This window comes from Pseudomonas sp. P1.8 (assembly GCF_001269805.1).
In the GTDB taxonomy this organism is placed as follows: Bacteria; Pseudomonadota; Gammaproteobacteria; order Pseudomonadales; family Pseudomonadaceae; genus Aquipseudomonas.
This window is the reverse complement of record NZ_LHVM01000022.1, coordinates 231,017-248,807: the sequence shown is the minus strand read 5'-3', so window position 1 is coordinate 248,807 and position 17,791 is coordinate 231,017. Positions and strand designations below refer to the sequence as shown.

The 17,791-nt window shown below is 60.4% G+C and carries 22 protein-coding genes; 13 read left to right on the top strand and 9 right to left on the bottom strand.

Annotation, left to right across the window (positions count from 1 at the left end):
• Positions 1-111 precede the first annotated feature (111 nt).
• The 5 genes from AD668_RS23925 to AD668_RS23905 form a co-directional block, all read right to left on the bottom strand.
• Complete coding sequence (locus tag AD668_RS23925) at positions 112-810, bottom strand: OmpW family protein (RefSeq protein ID WP_053162801.1); 699 nt, start codon at positions 808-810, stop codon at positions 112-114.
• 175 nt (positions 811-985) lie between these two features.
• Positions 986-1,504, bottom strand: coding sequence for a DUF3299 domain-containing protein (locus AD668_RS23920; RefSeq protein ID WP_053162866.1), 519 nt, complete (start codon positions 1,502-1,504; stop codon positions 986-988).
• 11 nt (positions 1,505-1,515) lie between these two features.
• Positions 1,516-2,781 (bottom strand): ABC transporter permease, encoded by a 1,266-nt coding sequence (locus tag AD668_RS23915; protein ID WP_053162799.1) that lies wholly within the window; start codon positions 2,779-2,781, stop codon positions 1,516-1,518.
• A gap of 1 nt (position 2,782) precedes the next feature.
• Positions 2,783-3,493 (bottom strand): ABC transporter ATP-binding protein, encoded by a 711-nt coding sequence (locus AD668_RS23910; protein ID WP_053162797.1) that lies wholly within the window; start codon positions 3,491-3,493, stop codon positions 2,783-2,785.
• Positions 3,494-3,656: 163 nt separating this feature from the next.
• Positions 3,657-4,226 (bottom strand): DUF2796 domain-containing protein, encoded by a 570-nt coding sequence (locus AD668_RS23905; protein ID WP_053162796.1) that lies wholly within the window; start codon positions 4,224-4,226, stop codon positions 3,657-3,659.
• 136 nt (positions 4,227-4,362) lie between these two features.
• On the opposite strand from AD668_RS23905, the gene AD668_RS23900 reads away from it, so the two are divergent.
• On the top strand, positions 4,363-4,704 hold the full coding sequence (locus AD668_RS23900; protein ID WP_053162795.1) for a hypothetical protein: 342 nt from the start codon (positions 4,363-4,365) through the stop codon (positions 4,702-4,704).
• 85 nt (positions 4,705-4,789) lie between these two features.
• Here AD668_RS23900 and trxA read toward each other — a convergent pair whose 3' ends face one another.
• The 3 genes from trxA to AD668_RS23885 all read right to left on the bottom strand — a co-directional run bounded on the left by trxA (position 4,790) and on the right by AD668_RS23885 (position 6,912).
• Positions 4,790-5,662, bottom strand: coding sequence for a thioredoxin (gene trxA / locus AD668_RS23895; protein WP_053162794.1), 873 nt, complete (start codon positions 5,660-5,662; stop codon positions 4,790-4,792).
• 132 nt (positions 5,663-5,794) lie between these two features.
• On the bottom strand, positions 5,795-6,451 hold the full coding sequence (locus AD668_RS23890) for a methyltransferase (RefSeq protein ID WP_053162792.1): 657 nt from the start codon (positions 6,449-6,451) through the stop codon (positions 5,795-5,797).
• Complete coding sequence (locus tag AD668_RS23885; RefSeq protein WP_053162790.1) at positions 6,448-6,912, bottom strand: YbaY family lipoprotein; 465 nt, start codon at positions 6,910-6,912, stop codon at positions 6,448-6,450. Before AD668_RS23885 ends, AD668_RS23890 begins: the two co-directional genes overlap by 4 nt.
• 127 nt (positions 6,913-7,039) lie before the next feature.
• Here AD668_RS23885 and nrdR point away from each other — a divergent pair, with 127 nt between their 5' ends.
• From nrdR to AD668_RS23825, 12 genes are all read left to right on the top strand, one after another.
• Complete coding sequence (nrdR, locus tag AD668_RS23880; RefSeq protein ID WP_003228656.1) at positions 7,040-7,504, top strand: transcriptional regulator NrdR; 465 nt, start codon at positions 7,040-7,042, stop codon at positions 7,502-7,504.
• Positions 7,501-8,634 carry a bifunctional diaminohydroxyphosphoribosylaminopyrimidine deaminase/5-amino-6-(5-phosphoribosylamino)uracil reductase RibD gene (gene ribD, locus AD668_RS23875; protein ID WP_053162787.1) on the top strand — a complete coding sequence of 378 codons (1,134 nt, stop codon included), beginning with the start codon at positions 7,501-7,503 and terminating at the stop codon, positions 8,632-8,634. Before nrdR ends, ribD begins: the two co-directional genes overlap by 4 nt.
• Before the next feature lie 47 nt (positions 8,635-8,681).
• On the top strand, positions 8,682-9,344 hold the full coding sequence (locus tag AD668_RS23870; protein ID WP_053162786.1) for a riboflavin synthase: 663 nt from the start codon (positions 8,682-8,684) through the stop codon (positions 9,342-9,344).
• A 16-nt stretch (positions 9,345-9,360) separates the two neighbouring features.
• A complete protein-coding gene (gene ribBA / locus AD668_RS23865; RefSeq protein WP_053162784.1) occupies positions 9,361-10,452 on the top strand; it encodes a bifunctional 3,4-dihydroxy-2-butanone-4-phosphate synthase/GTP cyclohydrolase II in 1,092 nt (363 codons plus the stop codon).
• A gap of 91 nt (positions 10,453-10,543) precedes the next feature.
• On the top strand, positions 10,544-11,020 hold the full coding sequence (gene ribE / locus AD668_RS23860; protein WP_003228649.1) for a 6,7-dimethyl-8-ribityllumazine synthase: 477 nt from the start codon (positions 10,544-10,546) through the stop codon (positions 11,018-11,020).
• A complete protein-coding gene (gene nusB / locus AD668_RS23855; RefSeq protein WP_003185935.1) occupies positions 11,017-11,517 on the top strand; it encodes a transcription antitermination factor NusB in 501 nt (166 codons plus the stop codon). The genes ribE and nusB overlap by 4 nt, the downstream gene beginning before the upstream one ends.
• Positions 11,518-11,535: 18 nt before the next feature.
• Positions 11,536-12,501, top strand: a complete 966-nt coding sequence (gene thiL, locus AD668_RS23850; RefSeq protein WP_053162782.1) for a thiamine-phosphate kinase — start codon at positions 11,536-11,538, stop codon at positions 12,499-12,501.
• On the top strand, positions 12,498-13,001 hold the full coding sequence (locus tag AD668_RS23845) for a phosphatidylglycerophosphatase A (protein ID WP_053162780.1): 504 nt from the start codon (positions 12,498-12,500) through the stop codon (positions 12,999-13,001). Before thiL ends, AD668_RS23845 begins: the two co-directional genes overlap by 4 nt.
• 39 nt (positions 13,002-13,040) lie before the next feature.
• A complete protein-coding gene (locus tag AD668_RS23840; protein ID WP_053162776.1) occupies positions 13,041-13,778 on the top strand; it encodes an ABC transporter substrate-binding protein in 738 nt (245 codons plus the stop codon).
• A 214-nt stretch (positions 13,779-13,992) separates the two neighbouring features.
• Positions 13,993-14,610, top strand: coding sequence for a GTP cyclohydrolase II (gene ribA, locus AD668_RS23835; protein ID WP_008053837.1), 618 nt, complete (start codon positions 13,993-13,995; stop codon positions 14,608-14,610).
• Positions 14,607-15,026: a hypothetical protein gene (locus AD668_RS23830; protein ID WP_053162775.1), complete on the top strand. Its 420-nt coding sequence runs from the start codon at positions 14,607-14,609 to the stop codon at positions 15,024-15,026. The genes ribA and AD668_RS23830 overlap by 4 nt, the downstream gene beginning before the upstream one ends.
• A complete protein-coding gene (locus AD668_RS23825; protein WP_053162773.1) occupies positions 15,026-15,826 on the top strand; it encodes a cobalamin-binding protein in 801 nt (266 codons plus the stop codon). The genes AD668_RS23830 and AD668_RS23825 overlap by 1 nt, the downstream gene beginning before the upstream one ends.
• A 26-nt stretch (positions 15,827-15,852) precedes the next feature.
• Here the strand turns inward: AD668_RS23825 and AD668_RS23820 are convergent, their stop codons facing one another.
• The gene (locus AD668_RS23820; RefSeq protein WP_053162771.1) at positions 15,853-17,736 is read right to left on the bottom strand and encodes a TonB-dependent receptor domain-containing protein; all 1,884 of its coding nucleotides are present in this window, start codon (positions 17,734-17,736) and stop codon (positions 15,853-15,855) included.
• Positions 17,737-17,791 lie beyond the last annotated feature (55 nt).

Below are 17,791 nucleotides of genomic sequence, written 5' to 3'. Positions count from 1 at the left end.
GTGCGCAATTCCTGTGGCAAGGGAGCTTGCTCCCGGTCGACCGCAATGCAGTCGCCATCAGTTCTAAGTCTGCTCACCACTAAGCCAGGTTCACCACCACGTGAACGTTCTTTAGAACTTGTAACCCAGACCGACCATGTAGATGAACGGGTCCACATCCACGTCCACACGTGCCCGGGTACCTGGGGCAATCGCGTTGTTTTCAACGGTGGCGCGGGTATCGATGTCGATGTAGCGCACCTGGGCGTTGATCATGACGTTGTCTGTCAGCATGTAGTCAGCACCGACCTGCCAGGCCATGCCCCAGGAGTTTTCCGCCTTGAAGTTGCTGAAGCCGGCGGCCTCGGCTTCGCTGCCCACATGTTCGTCGTAGATATAGGTGTAGTTGATGCCGCCGCCGACGTACGGCTGGAACGCCGACTTCGGATCCAGCGGGTAGTACACCAGGCTCAGGGTCGGTGGCAGGTGCTTGAGCGTGCCAAGTTTGCCGTTGGCCGCGCTCAGCGCTGTGCCCTTGAGTTTCACGTCATGCTCGAACGGTGTCGCTGCCAGCAGCTCGATACCCACGTGGTCGGTGAGCATGTAGGCGAAGTTCAAGCCCAATTGCGTGTCGCTGCTCAGGGTCGCCTTGCCACCCAGGTCGGCACCCGCCAGCGGGCCTTGATCGACCTTGACGTGGGAGCTGTCGGCTTCCGGGTTGACAGTGATTGCACCGGCGCGGATGAGAATGTCACCGGCCTCGTGGGCGTGGGCGAGCGGGGCTGCGAGCGCGAGGGCAACCATCGAGGCGCTGAGCAAGGACTTGTTCATGGGGGCTCCAGAGGACGTTAAAAATTTTCTATGACCAATGGTAGCGGGCTAATGAATTTCTGTTGTTGATGTAGCTCAATAAATTTGAAATGGATAGGTTTTATGGTGTTTTTGCTGGCCTCATTGCAAGCAGACTCGCGATGAGGCACTAACAGACAACACAAGGGCAGCGGATTCACTCCGGCAATTCATAGAGGTAAATCTTGTCCGCCCCCATTTGATATCCGGCATCCGCCAGCTCGCTGCTGGACGCCTGGACCTGCAATGCACCTTCGATCCAGTACGGTTGATACAGCTCGTCGACTTTCACCCCGACTTCACTCCTGACGTGCACGATCTGGTTCGACGGCGGTGGCGGCACATGGATGCAAGCGCCGAAATACGGCACCAGCAGAAACTCGGTGGTGCGTCCTTCTTCGTTCACTTCCAGCGGCACGATGTAGCCCGGCAAGCGGATGTTCTGACCGTCGAGCGCCTTGACCACCGGTGCGTTGGGCAGGTCTTGCCTGGCGGCCGGCGCCGATTCGGCCGACAACGCATCGCTCATCTTCGACAGATCGTGCAGCGGTGTCATGTTCGGTACTTCAACCGGCGCGTCAGGCGGAATCATTTCCGACCAGGTCAGGTCTTTGGGCTGTGCCGCCCACAGGGGCAGGGCGACCAGCATCAACAGCGCAAGTACAGCGCGGGGCATTTTCAACATCCTCATAAACGGATCGACAGACCATCGGCCAACGATTGGCGATAGGCGCGCCAGGCCGGCACGCAGCCCATCAGCAATGCGGCGCCAAGGATGCCACCGAGCAGCGTCCATTCATATTCGCTTGGCCAACTCAGCGGCAAAAACAGACCGTAATTGGCTTGCACGTACCCTTGGGCTGCGGCGATACACGCATAGAGCAGTGCTACGCCCGTCACGACGCCCGACAGCGCCAAGGCAAAAGCTTCCAGCACCAGCAACGTCGCGATGTGCCACGGGCGCGCCCCCACGGAGCGCAGGATCGCCATCTCCCGACGGCGTTCGTTGAGGCTGGTGAGAATCGCCGTGAGCATGCCGATCAAACCGGTCAGGACCACAAACAGCGAAACCACGAACAACGCTTTTTCCGCCGTGCCCATCAAACTCCACAGTTCTTGCAGCGCCACGCCCGGCAAGATCGCCAGCAACGGTTCACCACGGAATTCGTTGATGTCGCGCTGCAGGGCAAAGGTTGAAATCTTGTTGTTGAGGCCGAGCATGAACGCGGTGATCGCCTGCGGTTTCAGGTCCATGTTGCGCGCTTGATCAGCCGTGACGCGACCCTCGCCCCGGGCCGGCACGCCGTTGTGCCAGTCGATGTGGATCGCTTCCATGCCGCCGAGGCTGATGTGCAACGTGCGGTCGACCGGCGTGCCGGTGCGCTTGAGAATGCCGACCACGGTGAATGGCTTGTCGTCGTGCTTGACCAGGCTGATCGCTGCCACGCCGTGGGCCAGCACCAGTTTGTCGCCCGGTTTGTAATGCAGCGCTTCGGCCACTTCGGCGCCAAGCACCACTTCGAACGGATCGGTTTGGAAGGCCCGGCCATCGCTCAGTTGCAGGTGCTGCTGGCGGCCGTACTGGTAATGCTCGAAGTAGGCTTCGGTGGTGCCCATCACCCGATAACCGCGATGGGAATCGCCGAGGGACATCGGGATCGCCCATTTCACTTTCGGGTTGTTGGCGAAATGCTCGAAGCTGTCCCAACGGATGTTGTTGGTGGCGTTGCCGATGCGGAACACCGAATACAGCAGCAGATTCACCGAGCCCGAACGGGCGCCAACGATCAGGTCGGTGCCGCTGATGGTGTTGGCGAAACTGGCTTTGGCCTCGGTGCGCACACGCTCGACGGCCAGCAGCAGGCACACCGACAAGGCAATGGCGAACGCGGTGAGGATCGCAGTGAAGCGGCGGTTAGCCAGGCTGGCCATGGCTAGACGGAACAAATACATCTCAGACCTCGGACGGGGTGGCGGCGCGATTGAGTTCGGCCAGCGACAGGTTGCGGTCGAACAGCGGTGCCAGGCTCTGGTCATGGCTGACGAACAACAGGCTCGAGCCAGCCTCGCGGCACTCGGCGAACAGCAGGCGAATGAAGTTCTCGCGGGCGTCGTAATCCAGCGCCGAGGTTGGCTCATCGGCAATGACCAGCTCGGGCTGTCCGATCAATGCCCGTGCGGCGGCGACCCGTTGTTGCTGGCCGATGGACAACGAATCGGCGCGCCGACCGAGGATGTTTTCATCCTTCAAGCCCAAGTGGGCGAGCAGGGTGGCCGCCGCTTTATCGACACTGCCGTGACGCTGTCTGGCCCGCTCGGCACGCAGTTTCGAGAAGTGGCAGGGCAGCTCGACATTCTCGCGCACCGACAGAAACGGCAGCAGGTTGAACTGCTGGAAGATGTAGCCGGTGTGATCGACGCGAAAGTGATCGCGAGCGCCGGCCGAGAGTTGCGTCAGTTCCTGGCCGAGCAGGCGGATACTGCCGTGATCAGGCTTTTGCACGCCGCCGAGCAGCCCGAGCAGGGTGGTCTTGCCACTGCCGCTGGGGCCTTTGAGGAACAGGGTTTCCCCGCGCTCCAGGACAAAGACCGGAATGTCCAGCAGTGGCGGGTGACCGGGCCAGCTGAAGCCCAGGTCGGACAGTTCGATGAGTGGTTGGGTCATTTAGCCGATTTCATGGGTGTTGATTGACCTGTGTAGGAGCTGCCGCAGGCTGCGATCTTTTGATCTTTTGATCTTTTGATCTTTTGATCTTTTGATCTTTGAAGGTCAAAAGATCGCAGCCTCGTTTCACGCCGCAGCTCCTACAGGGCGATCTTCGGTGAGTTTAGAATTTGAGAGCAGCCGCTTTGGCCGCCACATCAACCCCTTGCTGCCCGCTCGGGCCGATCAGTTGTACCTGAATTTTTTGGGTGGCCGGGAACGTGTTGAAAATGTTCGCCAGATCCAGGGTCTTCAGTGCGTCGGGCGTAGCGCAGGTGAGTTGGTAACGGGCGTGGATTTCGCTGTGGTCGTGGTGATGTTCGCCTTCATCGTGATCCTCGTCGGCATCTGGTTTGTCGCCGAACAATGGGCTTTCCAGTGCCTGATTTTCCACCACGCACCCAGCGGCTTTCGGCAAGTTGAACAGCGCCAATGGTGATTCAAGCTGAGCACGTACGGTCGCGACTTTGGCTTTATCGGCATCGCTGGTGGCGGCGTGTTCGAAGCCCACCAGGTTCATCGCCGGGCTTTCCAGTTCCAGTTGCAGCGTTTGCCCATCCAGTGCCGCGTTCAAGCGACCGACGCCATGCTCGTGGGCGCCGAGGCTGCCGTGCTCATGGTCATGTTCATCAGCGGCGTGGGCGCCAGCCAGCGGCAGCAAGGCAAACGGCAAGGCGAGAAGCAGGCGGCGCATGGCGAGTCTCCAAACAGTAAAATGAATAAAATGTTATGTAATCTTATAACGTAAGTGCAGAGAGTTTGACTGTCTGCTTGGCGTTGCACAAGTCCCATGGGAGCATGCAAGCGAAGAAATGTGCGGGAGCGGAGTTATGTTGCGAATTCGCGGAAGCATCGGCGAATGGCCGGTGGATTTGACCCTGGAAATGGATGACAGCGACTGGGCACGGCTGGGTGCGCAGTTGCAGGTGGAGAAAACCGCCGTCAGCACGCCTGCGGCGAAACCGCTGAATCAGGACGAGGCACTGTGGCAGGTTGCCAAGGACTTGTTGCGCAAGGCCGGGCAATTGAGCGGGCCGCAGCTGCTTGATCAGCTCGAAGGGCTGGCCGGCAGCGCGGCGGCAGGCAAGCGACTGTTGGTGCGTTTGCGCCACAGTCCGCAAGTCAAAGTGGTGAGTGGTGGGGACACGCCGCTTTACAGTTGGATCGAATAAACCGCAAAACATCGCAGCCTGCGGCAGCTCCTACAGGGTTTACATTCCTCTGTAGGAGCTGCCGCAGGCTGCGATCTTTGGACTTTTAATAAAGCGCAGCAAACAGTTTGCGACGGTACGTGCTCACCAACGGATGATCGCTGCCCAGCAGGTCGAACACTTGCAGCAAGGTCTTGTGCGGCAAGCCTTCGCTGTAGCTGCGGTTGCGGATGAACAATTTCAGCAAAGCATCCAGCGCGGCGTCGTATTGCTGACGGGCCAGCTGCTGGATCGCCAGTTGATAAACCGCTTCATCGTCCAGGGGGTTTTTCGCCAGGCGAGCTTTCAGGTCAGCGGCGTCCGGCAGGTCCCGGGCCAGGCCGAGGAACTTGATCTGCGCCTTGGCGCCGGCCAGTGCGGCTTTGTGTTCGTCGCTTTTGACGGCATCCAGCACGGCTTGAGCTTCGCCCAATTCACCGCGTTCGGTCAGGCAGCGGGCGTAGAGGATAAGCGCCCTGGCGTTGGTGTTGTCCTCGCCCAACAGCACTTTGAGGATGGCTTCGGCATCGGCGAAGCGGCTGTCATCAAACAACGCCTGAGCCTGCTCGAGCGGGTCGGCGGCGGCTGGCGGGGGCATCTGTACGTGGGGTTCGAGCAAGGCGCGCACGGCCGATTCCGGCTGAGCACCGGCAAAACCGTCTACCGGCTGGCCATCCTTGAACAGCACCACGGTCGGCAGGCTGCGAATGCCGAAGCGGGCAACGATGTCTTGCTCCAGGTCGCAGTTGACCTTGGCCAGCAGCAACTCACCCTGATAGCTCTCGGCGATGGTCTGAAGCAGTGGCATCAGCACTTTGCACGGCGCGCACCATTCGGCCCAGAAATCCACCAGCACCGGTTTGTGAAAGGAGTTCTCGATCACTGACTGGTCGAAATCGGCAGTCGTGGCGTCAAAGATGTACGGCGTTTCCTGACTCATGGGCAATCTCGTAAAAGCGTGAATGTGCTCACTATAAGGGCTGGCGTAAAAGATCGCAGCCTTCGGCAGCTCCTACGGCTAAACCGCATTCCCCCTGTAGGAGCTGCCGAAGGCTGCGATCTTTCAACGGTTTCAAATACGTCGTGCGTGATACAGGCTCACATGCCGGAACTCTTCCGGCTCGGCCAGATCCGGCAAAGTCATGGCTTCGAGCATTTCAATGCGCCGGTACAACGGATGGCGAAAATCCCTGACCCGCGAATCCGCCACCAGGGCTTCGCGCCCGCGACTGAGAAACTCATCGAGCAGCGGCAGGTTCGCCCGGTCGTACAACACGTCCGCCACCAGAATCAGATCGAAGCGATCGTCCTCGGCGAAAAAATCCGTGGAGTAATTGAGCTGCACGTCATTGAGCTCGGCATTGGCCCGACAGGCGGCAATCGCCAGCGGATCAAGGTCGCAAGCCACGACTTCGAGCGCCCCGGCCTTGACCGCAGCAATACCTGCCACGCCAGAACCGGCGCCAAAATCCAGCACTCGCTTGCCTTTGACCCAATGCGGGTTTTCGGCGAGATAGCGGGCTACGGCCAGACCACTGGCCCAGCAGAAACTCCAGTACGGCGGCTCATGCAGGATGCGCCGGGTTTCTTCCGGGCTAAAGGCACGGTCCATGTTGTCGCCGTCGATCAGCCACAACTTCAGCTCGGTTCCCGGCAGCCCGCACGCCACCAGTTGCGCATCGCCCAACAGTTCACCCAAGGCCTGTTGCAGGTCTGGCGGTGCACTCATGGGGCTTTGACGAACTGCAATTGGCCCACGGCCTGGGTCGTCGGCTGCGTGATCGTTCGCGACGGCAGATGCAGGATCAGTTGCCCGGACTGACTGGCGCGGCCACGCAATTCAACGCGGGCACCGGTCGGAAAGGATTCAGGATTGAAGCGCAGGCGAAACGGCAAGGCCTGATTGGTGCCGATCAGGCTGGAGCTGGCGAGCAATTGTTGTGGCCGATCCTTGTCATCGATCACCAGCAGTGCGAGTTCGACTTCGGCGCCGGCCGGTACACCTTGCAGGGTGCCGCTCAATTCACGCTGATACGCCGGCAGCGGGCCGAGTTCAGCCGCTTCCCGAGCTTTTTTCTGCGCTTGCTGCGGTGCGGGACCGGGTGTCGGCGGCTGGGGCTGGGGTGAATCGCTGCTGCAGGCCACCAACAGGCCGAAAAGACTGAGCAAAACGAGCGGACGTAACGACATTGGCGGCTCCGGAAAGATGAAATCCATGGATCAAGTGATCATCCCGTCTGTATACCGCAAACCCTATGGCTTGTCTTGCCACAGGGATGCGCTACCATGGCCCTCCCTTTTTTTGTTGCCTGCCACCATGCACTGTCCCTTCTGCGGTGCCAACGACACCAAGGTCATCGACTCGCGTCTGGTCGCCGAGGGCGAACAGGTTCGCCGCCGGCGTGAATGCCTGGCCTGCGGCGAGCGTTTCACGACGTTCGAGACGGCTGAACTGGTGTTGCCGCGCCTGATCAAAACCGACGGCAGTCGCCAGCCGTTCGACGAAGAAAAACTGCGCGCCGGTATGCAGCGGGCGCTGGAGAAGCGCCCGGTGAGTGTCGAGCGCCTCGAATCGTCGCTGGTGCACATCAAACACAAACTGCGCGCCACCGGCGAACGCGAGGTCAAATCCCTCGTGGTCGGTGAACTGGTGATGGCCGAGCTGCAAAAACTCGACGAAGTCGCCTATATCCGCTTCGCTTCGGTGTATCGCCGCTTCCAGGACCTCAACGAGTTCCGCGAAGAGATCGATCGCCTGGCCCGTGAGCCGGTGAAAGAATGAGCACGCCTACCGAACAAGCCATCCTCGACGCGCATTTCATGGCCCGCGCCCTGGAACTGGCGCGCAAGGGTCACTACACGACGCACCCCAATCCTCGGGTTGGCTGCGTGATCGTGCGTGACGGGCAGATTGTTGGCGAAGGCTGGCATGTCCGTGCCGGTGAGCCCCACGCCGAAGTCCACGCCCTGCGCGCGGCGGGCGAGCAGGCTCGAGGCGCCACCGCATACGTGACGCTGGAACCGTGCAGCCACCACGGCCGCACGCCACCCTGCGCCGATGCGCTGGTCAATGCCGGCGTGGCGCGGGTGGTCGCGGCGATGCAGGACCCGAACCCGGAAGTCGCCGGTCGTGGTCTGCAACGCCTGGAGCAGGTCGGTATCGCCACCGAAAGCGGCGTGCTGGAAAGTGAAGCGCGCAAGCTCAATCAGGGCTTCCTGAAACGCATGGAACACGGCTTGCCGTTCGTGCGGGTCAAACTGGCGATGAGTCTGGACGGCCGCACTGCGATGGAAAGCGGCGAAAGCCAATGGATCACCGGCCCGGCGGCGCGTTCGGCGGTTCAGCGCCTGCGCGCCCAGGCCAGCGTGGTGCTGACCGGTGCCGACACGGTATTGGCGGACCACGCCCGTTTGACCGTACGCGCCGAAGAGCTCGGTCTGGATGCCGAACAAACAGCATTGGCCATGAGTCGACCGCCGCTTCGTGTGTTGGTCGACGGGCGTTTGCGCGTGCCGCTGGATGCGCCGTTCTTCAAGGCTGGCCCAGCGCTGGTTGCCACCTGCGTAGCGGTGGAAGAGCAGTATGCAAACGGCCCGGAATGCCTGATCGTGCCCGGCTACGATGGTCAGGTCGATTTGCGACAGCTGCTGGTCGAGCTTGCCAATCGTGACGTCAATGAAGTGTTGGTCGAGGCCGGCCCGCGGTTGGCGGGCGCCTTTGCCCAACTCGGTCTGGTGGACGAGTTCCAGATCTTCATCGCCGGCAAGTTCATGGGCTCTTCTGCACGACCGTTGCTGGACTGGCCGCTCGCCCAGATGAAGGATGCGCCCGAGCTCAAAATTACTGAAATTCGCGCAGTGGGCGATGACTGGCGAGTCATCGCCATTCCTTTGTCAACCGCGAGCGTATAATTCCCGGCCATCGCTTTAGCGCTGGCTTTGTTCTCGAGGAGAACCCCATGTTCACCGGCATCATCGAATCCATCGGCAGTATCCGTGCACTGACCCCAAAGGGCGGTGATGTGCGGGTTCACGTCGAAACCGGCAAGCTCGACCTGAGCGACGTCAAACTGGGCGACAGCATCGCGGTCAACGGCGTGTGCCTGACTGCTGTCGAACTTCCGGGCAATGGCTTTGCGGCCGACGTCAGTCGCGAAACCCTCGACTGCACCGCCATGAACGACCTGAAAAGCGGTAGCCCGGTCAATCTGGAAAAAGCCCTGACCCCGACCACTCGCCTCGGCGGGCATCTGGTCAGTGGTCACGTCGACGGCGTGGGCGAAGTGGTTGCCCGTACCGAGAACGCGCGGGCTGTGGAATTCCGCATCCGCGCGCCGAAGGACCTGGCCAAGTACATCGCCCATAAAGGCTCGATCACCGTCGACGGCACCAGCCTGACCGTGAACGCAGTCGATGGCGCCGAGTTCCTGCTGACCATCATTCCCCACACCCTGAGCGAAACCATCATGGCGTCGTACCAGCCGGGTCGCCGGGTGAACCTGGAAGTGGACTTGCTGGCTCGTTACCTGGAGCGCTTGCTGCTGGGAGACAAAGCCGCAGAGCCGACCTCCGGTAACATCACTGAAAGCTTTTTGGCCGCCAACGGCTACCTAAAATCCTGACCCAAGGGGGTGCCTTGTGGCGCTCAATAGCATCGAAGAACTGGTTGAAGACATCCGCCAAGGCAAGATGGTCATCCTCATGGATGACGAAGATCGCGAGAACGAAGGCGACCTGATCATGGCCGCCGAGTGCTGCCAGCCCGAGCACATCAACTTCATGGCCAAGCACGCCCGTGGCCTGATCTGCATGCCGATGAGCCGCGAGCGCTGCGAACTGCTCAAGTTGCCATTGATGGCGCCGCGCAACGGTTCGGGTTTCGGTACCAAGTTCACCGTGTCCATCGAAGCGGCCACCGGCGTGACCACCGGCATCTCCGCCGCCGACCGCGCACGCACCGTGCAAGCGGCCGCCGCCCGTGATGCCAAGGCTGATGATATCGTCAGCCCTGGCCACATCTTCCCGTTGATGGCCCAGGCTGGCGGTACGCTGGCCCGCGCTGGCCACACCGAAGCGGCCTGCGACCTGGCGCGCATGGCCGGTTTCGAGCCGAGCGGCGTGATCTGCGAAGTGATGAACGACGACGGCACAATGTCCCGTCGGGCAGAACTGGAAGCTTTTGCTGCCGAGCACAACATCAAGATCGGCACCATCGCCGACCTGATTCACTACCGGATGATCCACGAACGTACCGTTCAGCGGATTGCCGAGCAGCCACTGGACAGCGAACTGGGCCAATTCAACCTGGTGACCTATCGTGATTCGGTAGAGGGCGATGTGCACATGGCACTGACCCTGGGCAATGTCTGCGCCGAAGAACCGACCCTGGTTCGCGTGCACAACATGGACCCGCTGCGCGACCTGTTGATGGTCAAACAACCGGGCCGCTGGAGCCTGCGCGCCGCCATGGCCAAGGTTGCCGAGGCTGGCAGCGGTGTGGTGCTGTTGCTCGGTCATCCGCTCGATGGCGACGTATTGCTTGCGCACATCCGCGAAACTGCCGACCAGCAAGCGGTGAAAAAACCGACCACCTACAGCACCGTGGGAGCCGGCTCGCAGATCCTGCGTGACTTGGGCGTGCGCAAAATGCGCCTGATGTCGGCACCGATGAAATTTAATGCGATATCCGGTTTCGATCTGGAAGTTGTAGAATACGTGCCCTCCGAATAATGACCGGTTGTTTGCGGCCTTGAATTCGCGGTTCAAATATCACTGAGGGATGCGTACGAGACGCGTCCCGGCTCTTTAAGAGATCTAACGAATGACCCTGAAGACCATCGAAGGTACCTTCATCGCCCCTAAAGGCCGCTACGCTTTGGTAGTGGGCCGTTTCAACAGCTTCGTTGTTGAAAGCCTGGTCAGCGGTGCTGTTGATGCCCTGGTTCGCCACGGCGTGAGCGAAAGCGACATCACTATCATCCGCGCACCTGGCGCCTTCGAAATCCCGCTGGTTGCGCAGAAAGTCGCTCAGAAAGGCGAGTTCGCGGCAATCATCGCCCTGGGCGCGGTCATTCGTGGCGGCACTCCGCACTTCGAATACGTGGCTGGCGAGTGCACCAAGGGCCTGGCCCAGGTGTCCATGGAATTCGGCGTCCCGGTCGCTTTCGGCGTCCTGACCGTTGATTCCATCGAACAAGCCATTGAACGTTCCGGCACCAAGGCCGGTAACAAAGGTGCTGAAGCTGCCCTGTCCGCTCTGGAAATGGTCAGCCTGCTGGCGCAGTTGGAGGCCAAGTGATTAGCGACGAAAGCGATCGTTTCAACCCGCGCGATCCAAAGCCTGCGGATGCCGGCAAGCCATCGAAAAGCGTCAAGCGTCGCGAAGCTCGTCAGCTCGCGACTCAGGCGCTGTACCAATGGCACATGGCCAAGCAGTCGTTGAACGAGATCGAAGCGCAGTTTCGGGTCGATAACGATTTCAGTGATGTCGATGGCGCGTACTTCCGCGAGATCCTGCATGGGGTTCCGCAGTTCAAGACCGAAATCGACACCGCACTCACGCCTTGCCTCGATTTGACCATCGAAGAGCTGGATCCGGTTGAGCTGGCGGTTCTGCGCCTGTCGACCTGGGAACTGCTCAAGCGCGTCGATGTGCCGTACCGCGTTGTGATCAACGAAGGTATCGAACTGGCCAAGGTCTTCGGTTCCACCGACGGCCACAAGTTCGTCAACGGTGTGCTCGACAAGCTGGCCCCGCGTCTGCGTGAAGCTGAAGTCAAGGCGTTCAAGCGCTAACCAGCGCTTGGATCTGCGATGGGTGAGTTTGAGCTGATCCGCCATTTTTTCGCCGCCGCGCCTTGTGCGCAGGGCGGCGAGGGCGTTGCCCTCGGGATCGGCGATGACTGCGCCTTGCTGGCTGTTCCCCCGGGGGAACAGTTGGCGATTTCTACCGATACGCTGGTAGCCGGTGTGCATTTCGCCGACCCCTGCGATCCGTTTTTGCTCGGTCAGCGCTCGCTGGCCGTCGCGGTCAGCGACCTGGCCGCCATGGGCGCCACGCCCATTGCCTTTACCCTTGCCCTGACCTTGCCGACGGTGACAGCCGAATGGCTGCAAGCCTATGCCCGTGGTTTGAATCAAATGGCGCAAAGTTGTGGTGTGGCATTGGTCGGTGGTGATACCACCCGTGGGCCGTTGAGCCTGACCATGACGGTGTTCGGTCGTGTGCCGGGTGGGTTGGCGTTGACACGCAGCGGTGCGCAACCGGGCGATCTGCTGTGCGTGGGCGGTAATCTGGGCAACGCCGCCGGTGCGTTGCCCTTGGTGCTCGGTCAGCGCACAGCCAGGCCTGACATCGCCGAGCCGTTGCTAGCGCATTACTGGTCGCCGCAACCGCAGCTCGGTTTGGGACAGGCTTTACGCGGCAAGGCCACGTCGGCAATGGATATCTCTGACGGCCTGCTCGCGGATTGCGGGCATATCGCGCTGGCCTCGAAGGTTGGTATCCGCATCGAGCGGGACCGCTTGCCACTGTCGCAGGCCCTGGTCGCATTTGTCGGTTTCTTTGACGCACAAGTGGCGGCCCTGAGCGGCGGTGACGATTACGTACTGGCCTTCACCCTACCGTCCGTCGAGTTACCCGGTTTGCTTGCCGATGGCTGGCCGATCCATGTGATCGGGCGGGTAGTGACGGGGCAGGGCGTGACGTTGCTGGATGCCGACGGGCAAGACATCACCCCGCAAATCCGGGGCTATCAACATTTTCGGGAGTCACCGTGACAGATCACCCCAAACAGGTTCCGGCAGAGTTCGTACCGCCGTCGGTCTGGCGCAATCCTTGGCATTTCCTCGCGTTCGGCTTCGGCTCAGGCACCTTGCCAAAAGCGCCGGGCACTTGGGGCTCGTTAGTTGCGCTACCCTTTATACCGGTATGGCAGATGCTACCGGATTGGGGTTACTGGCTAATGCTGGGCATCACCATGCTGTTCGGCTTCTGGCTGTGCGGCAAGGTGGCCGATGATTTACGCGTACACGACCACGAAGGCATCGTCTGGGACGAAATGGTCGGGATGTGGATTACCCTGTGGCTGGTGCCGGAAGGTTGGCAGTGGTTACTCGCGGGTTTTCTGATGTTCCGCTTCTTCGATATTCTCAAGCCGTGGCCGATTCGCTGGATTGACCGGCATGTGCACGGTGGCGTCGGGATCATGCTCGATGATGTATTGGCCGGGGTGTTTGCCTGGCTGGCGATGCAAGGGTTGGTATGGATATTCGCCTGACCTGGGCAGGTCATCAGGCGTCAAGTGGGAGAACTAGGGATGGCTCGACACGGGTTGGTGGTGATGGTATTCGCCTTTTTTTGCTCACTCGCTCAAGCGGGAGAGGCTGAGACGACTCCGTCCGTAATTCACCTGGCCAGCGAAGATTGGGAAGACTACACCGCTGCCGATGGCCATGGATTGGGTTGGGACGTGCTGCGGCATGTCTTCGAACCGGCGGGTGTCAAAGTGGACATTCGTTCCGAGCCCTATGTACGTTCAATGGGCCTGGCCGAGCGTGGTGAGGTCGATGCCTGCGTCGGCTCTTATGGCAACGAATCCAAAGGCGTGCTTTATCCCCGCTGGAATTTCGACACCGATCATATCTATGCCTTGGGATTGGCGAGCAGCCCGGTGCCAACCCCTGAAACCCTGGGCAATTATCGGCTGGCGTGGGTCCGCGGTTACGATTTTCAGGATTACCTGCCCAACGTGCACCGCTATGACGAAGTGATCCGGCGCACCGGTATCGTGTCGATGCTGACTCACAATCGCGCGGACTTTTATATCGATGCCCTGACCGAGGTCGATTTCGTTCTCAATCGGGCCAAGGATCCGTCGCAGTTGCGCCGTACCCATATCGCCGAGTTGCCGCTGTATCTGTGTTTTGCCAAGACCGACAAAGCCCGCACGCTGATGGCGTTGTTCGATCAGCGCATGGAGCAACTGGTGAAAAACGGCGAACTCAAACCGATCTTTGAGCGCTGGAAGCAGCCGTATCCGTTTGACGACCATTAAATGTAGGAGCTGCCGAAGGCTGCGATCTTTTGATCTTGACGCTTTAGGATCTAAAGATCGCAGCCTTCGGCAGCTCCTACCTTGATGGCAGATCTATAGATATCAAACTTTTTGATGGTTATCGCCGATAATTCAGCCTAAGCGTCCTCCGGATCCTGCTGTTACAATGCCCGCTTTATGCGAACTTCAGATTCTTTAGATCAGGAGCACACCGGTGCCTGTCGTTTTTGTCGCCGCTTCCAAGCTGCCAACGCCTTTTGCGCAATTCACCATGCACGGCTTTCTCGATGAAGCCACCGGCCGGGAGCACGTCGTATTGAGCCTGGGTGAGTTCGACGACGGTGCCCCGGTACTCGGCCGGTTGCACTCCGAATGCCTGACGGGCGATGCCTTGTTCAGCCAGCGTTGCGACTGCGGCTCGCAACTGGAGGCCGCCTTGCAGGCTATCGCCCGTGAGGGTCGTGGCGTATTGCTCTACTTGCGTCAGGAAGGCCGTGGCATTGGCCTGCTGAACAAGATCCGTGCCTATGAATTGCAAGACGGCGGTGCCGACACCGTTGAGGCCAACGAGCGTCTGGGTTTTGCCGCTGATCAGCGTGACTACGCCATGTGCCTGCCGATGCTGGAGCATCTGGGCGTGAAATCCCTGCGCCTGATGACCAACAACCCGCGCAAGGTCAAAGCCTTGACCGACATGGGAATCGTGGTTGCCGAGCGGGTGCCGCTGCACACCGGTCACAATCCGCACAACCGCCTCTACCTGGCGACCAAGGCCAGCAAACTCGACCACATGATGGGCAATGAACATCAGGGCGAGGTAGACCGGGCGTGACCCGCGGTCAGGTACGGCGGCGACTGTCAGTCAGCTGGTGGCAATACCTGGCGCTGGCCTTGTTGCCTCTCTTTGTGATCAATGCGGTGTTTGGCCAGAGCGAGGCGATCCTGCCGGTGCTGGCGATGCCGCTGTTCATCGCTGGCGTGGCCTCGATGTTTGTCAGCCTGAAATTTTTCGGTGCCTACAAACACGCGCTGATCGCCACTCAGAAAGCTCTCGACTCCCCTGAAGAGCCCGCCGCATGGATCAGCCTGGCCGCCAAGCGCCGCACAGCCTTTCTCGCCGCCGGCCTTCCGGCATGGATCGGTGCGCTGGCGGTGTTCGTCGGTCTCGAGGCGGTGCCACTGATGCTGCTGGCGCTGTCGACCGCCGTGCTGTTCTACCTCTATCGTATTCCGCGTCAACTCGGTTGATGCGTCCTGTCTGGCTGGCAGTTTTGCTGCTGGCCATCAGCGGTCCGGCAGCGGCTGTCGAGCGCGTTGTCAGCCTTGCGCCTTCCCTGTCTGAAATTGTCGTTGAACTGGATTCGGCAGACCTTCTGGTCGGTGTCCTGGATGCGGGCGAACGTCCTGCCGAACTCAAGGACTTGCCCTCAGTGGGTCGTTACGGTCAGCTGGACATGGAGCGTTTGCTCAGCCTGAAACCTGATTTGCTGTTGCTCTGGCCCGGCAGCGTCGGCCCGGCCCAGCGTGCCCAGCTCAAGCGTCTGAACATCCCGACTTTCGTCGCCGAACCCCATAGCGTGGTTCAACTGACCGTGCAGATCGAGGCGATTGCAACTCAGCTGGGTCGGCCTGAGCGTGGGGCTGCCTTGTCCACCCAGTTGCGCCAGCGGCTGGATGAACTGCGTCAACGCTATCGACGAGAGCAGCCGTTACGCGTGTTCTATCAGGTCTGGGACAAGCCGCTGTACACGGTGGGGGGAGGTCAGATCATCAGCGATGCGCTGGAAGTCTGCGGGGCGAAGAACGTGTTTGCCGACCTGCCGCTGCCAGCACCGCAAGTCAGCGTAGAGGCCGTGCTTCAGCGCAATCCCGAGGTGATTCTGGCCAGTGATCAGGCGCAGCTCGAGGCGTGGAAAGCGTGGCCGCAGGTGGCGGCGGTCAAGCAGCAGCAATTGCGCTTAGTGACAGACAAAGGCCTGGAGCGGCCGAGTGGGCAGATGGTCGAGGCGACTGCAAAGCTGTGTCAACTTATCGATCCTGAGCGCTGAGTTGCGGCGTACCTACGCGCTACCTCCTACAACTGTATTTCCGGTGTCCACGTCACCCCGAACATCCACGCCCGACCTTCTTCGCGATACCCATACTGACTGCCTTCATGGCTGTACATCGCCCGGCTGTAGCCCTTGTCCAGCAAGTTATCCACCTTTAGCTCCAACTGAATTTCACGGTTGAGTGCCCAACTGCTGCGCAACCCCAGCAACGCGTAACCACCCAACGGCTGTTGATTGTTCAAGTCGTCGTAGCTGCTGCTGACCGCCTGCCAACTGGCGCCGAGCCCGAGACGATCGAACTGTCGATCCAGGTCCAGGCTTAGCGTGCGTCGTGCGCGGCGGGCCAAGGTATGGCCGGTGTCGCGGTCCCGTGGGTCGATGATCGCCACGCCAAGGTTGCTCTGCCAGCCGAACAGCTCCTGTTTCAACGCCGCTTCGAAACCGTTGATCCGCGCCGAAGCAACGTTTTCCGGTCGCGAGTTGCTGCCGAAAATGATCGCGTCTTCAAGGTCCGTCCGGTAGAGCGAAGCCTCCAGTCTACTGCTCTCGGTCAGTTGGCTTCGCCATTGCAGTTCATAGCTTTTCGACGTCTCGGGCTTTAAATCCGGGTTGCTGAAGTCCGGGTAATACAGATCATTAAAGGTCGGTGCGCGAAAACCTTCGCTGTAGGTCAGCAACATTTCATTGTCAGGGTTCAGCGGCAGGGTGAGGGTACCGCTCCAGGTGTTCTGGCTGCCAAACTGCTGGTTGTCGTCATGACGCAAGCCCAGTTCGGTGGCAAAACTGTCGGCCTGATAACGATGCTGGATAAACGCGGCACGGTTCCAGCGGCTGTCTTCATCGAACGCGGTGCTGCTGTTGACCCGGTCTTCGTACCAGTCGCCGCCAATCATCAGGCTGTTGCGCTCAGTGAGTGTCAGGTCGTTTTGCCAGTTCACCGAGTCGCGATAGGTGTTGAACACGCTGCGCTCATCGCTGAGCTTGTCGAAGGTTTTCTCGCTGTTTTCACTGTGGCCGAATTCAGCGCGGGATTTCCACACCTCGTTGATCCGGGCGTCGGCATAGCTGCTGACACTGCTCACATCGAATTCGTTGTAGGGCTGCTGCTGACCGAAGGTGTTCAGGTCGAAGCGCCCGAACGGGTTGTCGTATTCGCTCTTGCCGCGGTTATCCAGCAGGTTGGCACCGATCTCGATGTCGTCGCTGAGCGCGTGGCTCAGACTCAGGCTGAGCGACTTGTTGCGGTAGGCATCGTGATCACCGTCACTGGGATATGACTGGTGAGTGCGATCAATCCCGGCGGTTTCATCGAGGCTGGCGCCGAGATTGAAGCGGGTTTGCTCATCGCCACCGGACAGCCCGAGACTGCGTTCCCAGGTCTGATTGCTACCAAAGCCGACATGCAGTTGCGGCCGCAATCCTGGTTCGCCGCCACGGCGGGTGAAAATCTGGATTACCCCGCCAATTGCATCGCTGCCATAAATCACCGAACGGGAGCCGCGCAACACTTCAACGCGCTCGACCTGTTCGATGTTGATGTGTTGCAGGTTGCTGTCGCCGGAGGTTGAGCTGCCGATGCGTTGGCCATCCACCAGCACCAGACTCTGCGCCGATTGAGTGCCACGGATGTAGACCCCCGGCAGGCTGCCGCGCCCACCGGTCTGTGCGACCTGAACACCGGGCACACGACGCAGCAGATCAGTGACGCTGTCGGGTTGCAGGCGGTCGATGTCTTCGCGGGTGAATACAGTGTTGGCGGCGCTGCTGTCATTGCGCGCCTCGACCTGGCGGTTGGCGCTGATCAGCACGTCGGGCAATTTCAGGGCTTGATCGCGTTCGAAGGTGTCGGCCAGCAGTGGGCCGGCTGGCAACAGGGTCAGCGTCAGGGCGAGGGGAGAGAGTTTCATGGAGGATCCGGGATTTCAGATGCGACACAACGCCCCTGTAGGAGCTGCCGAAGGC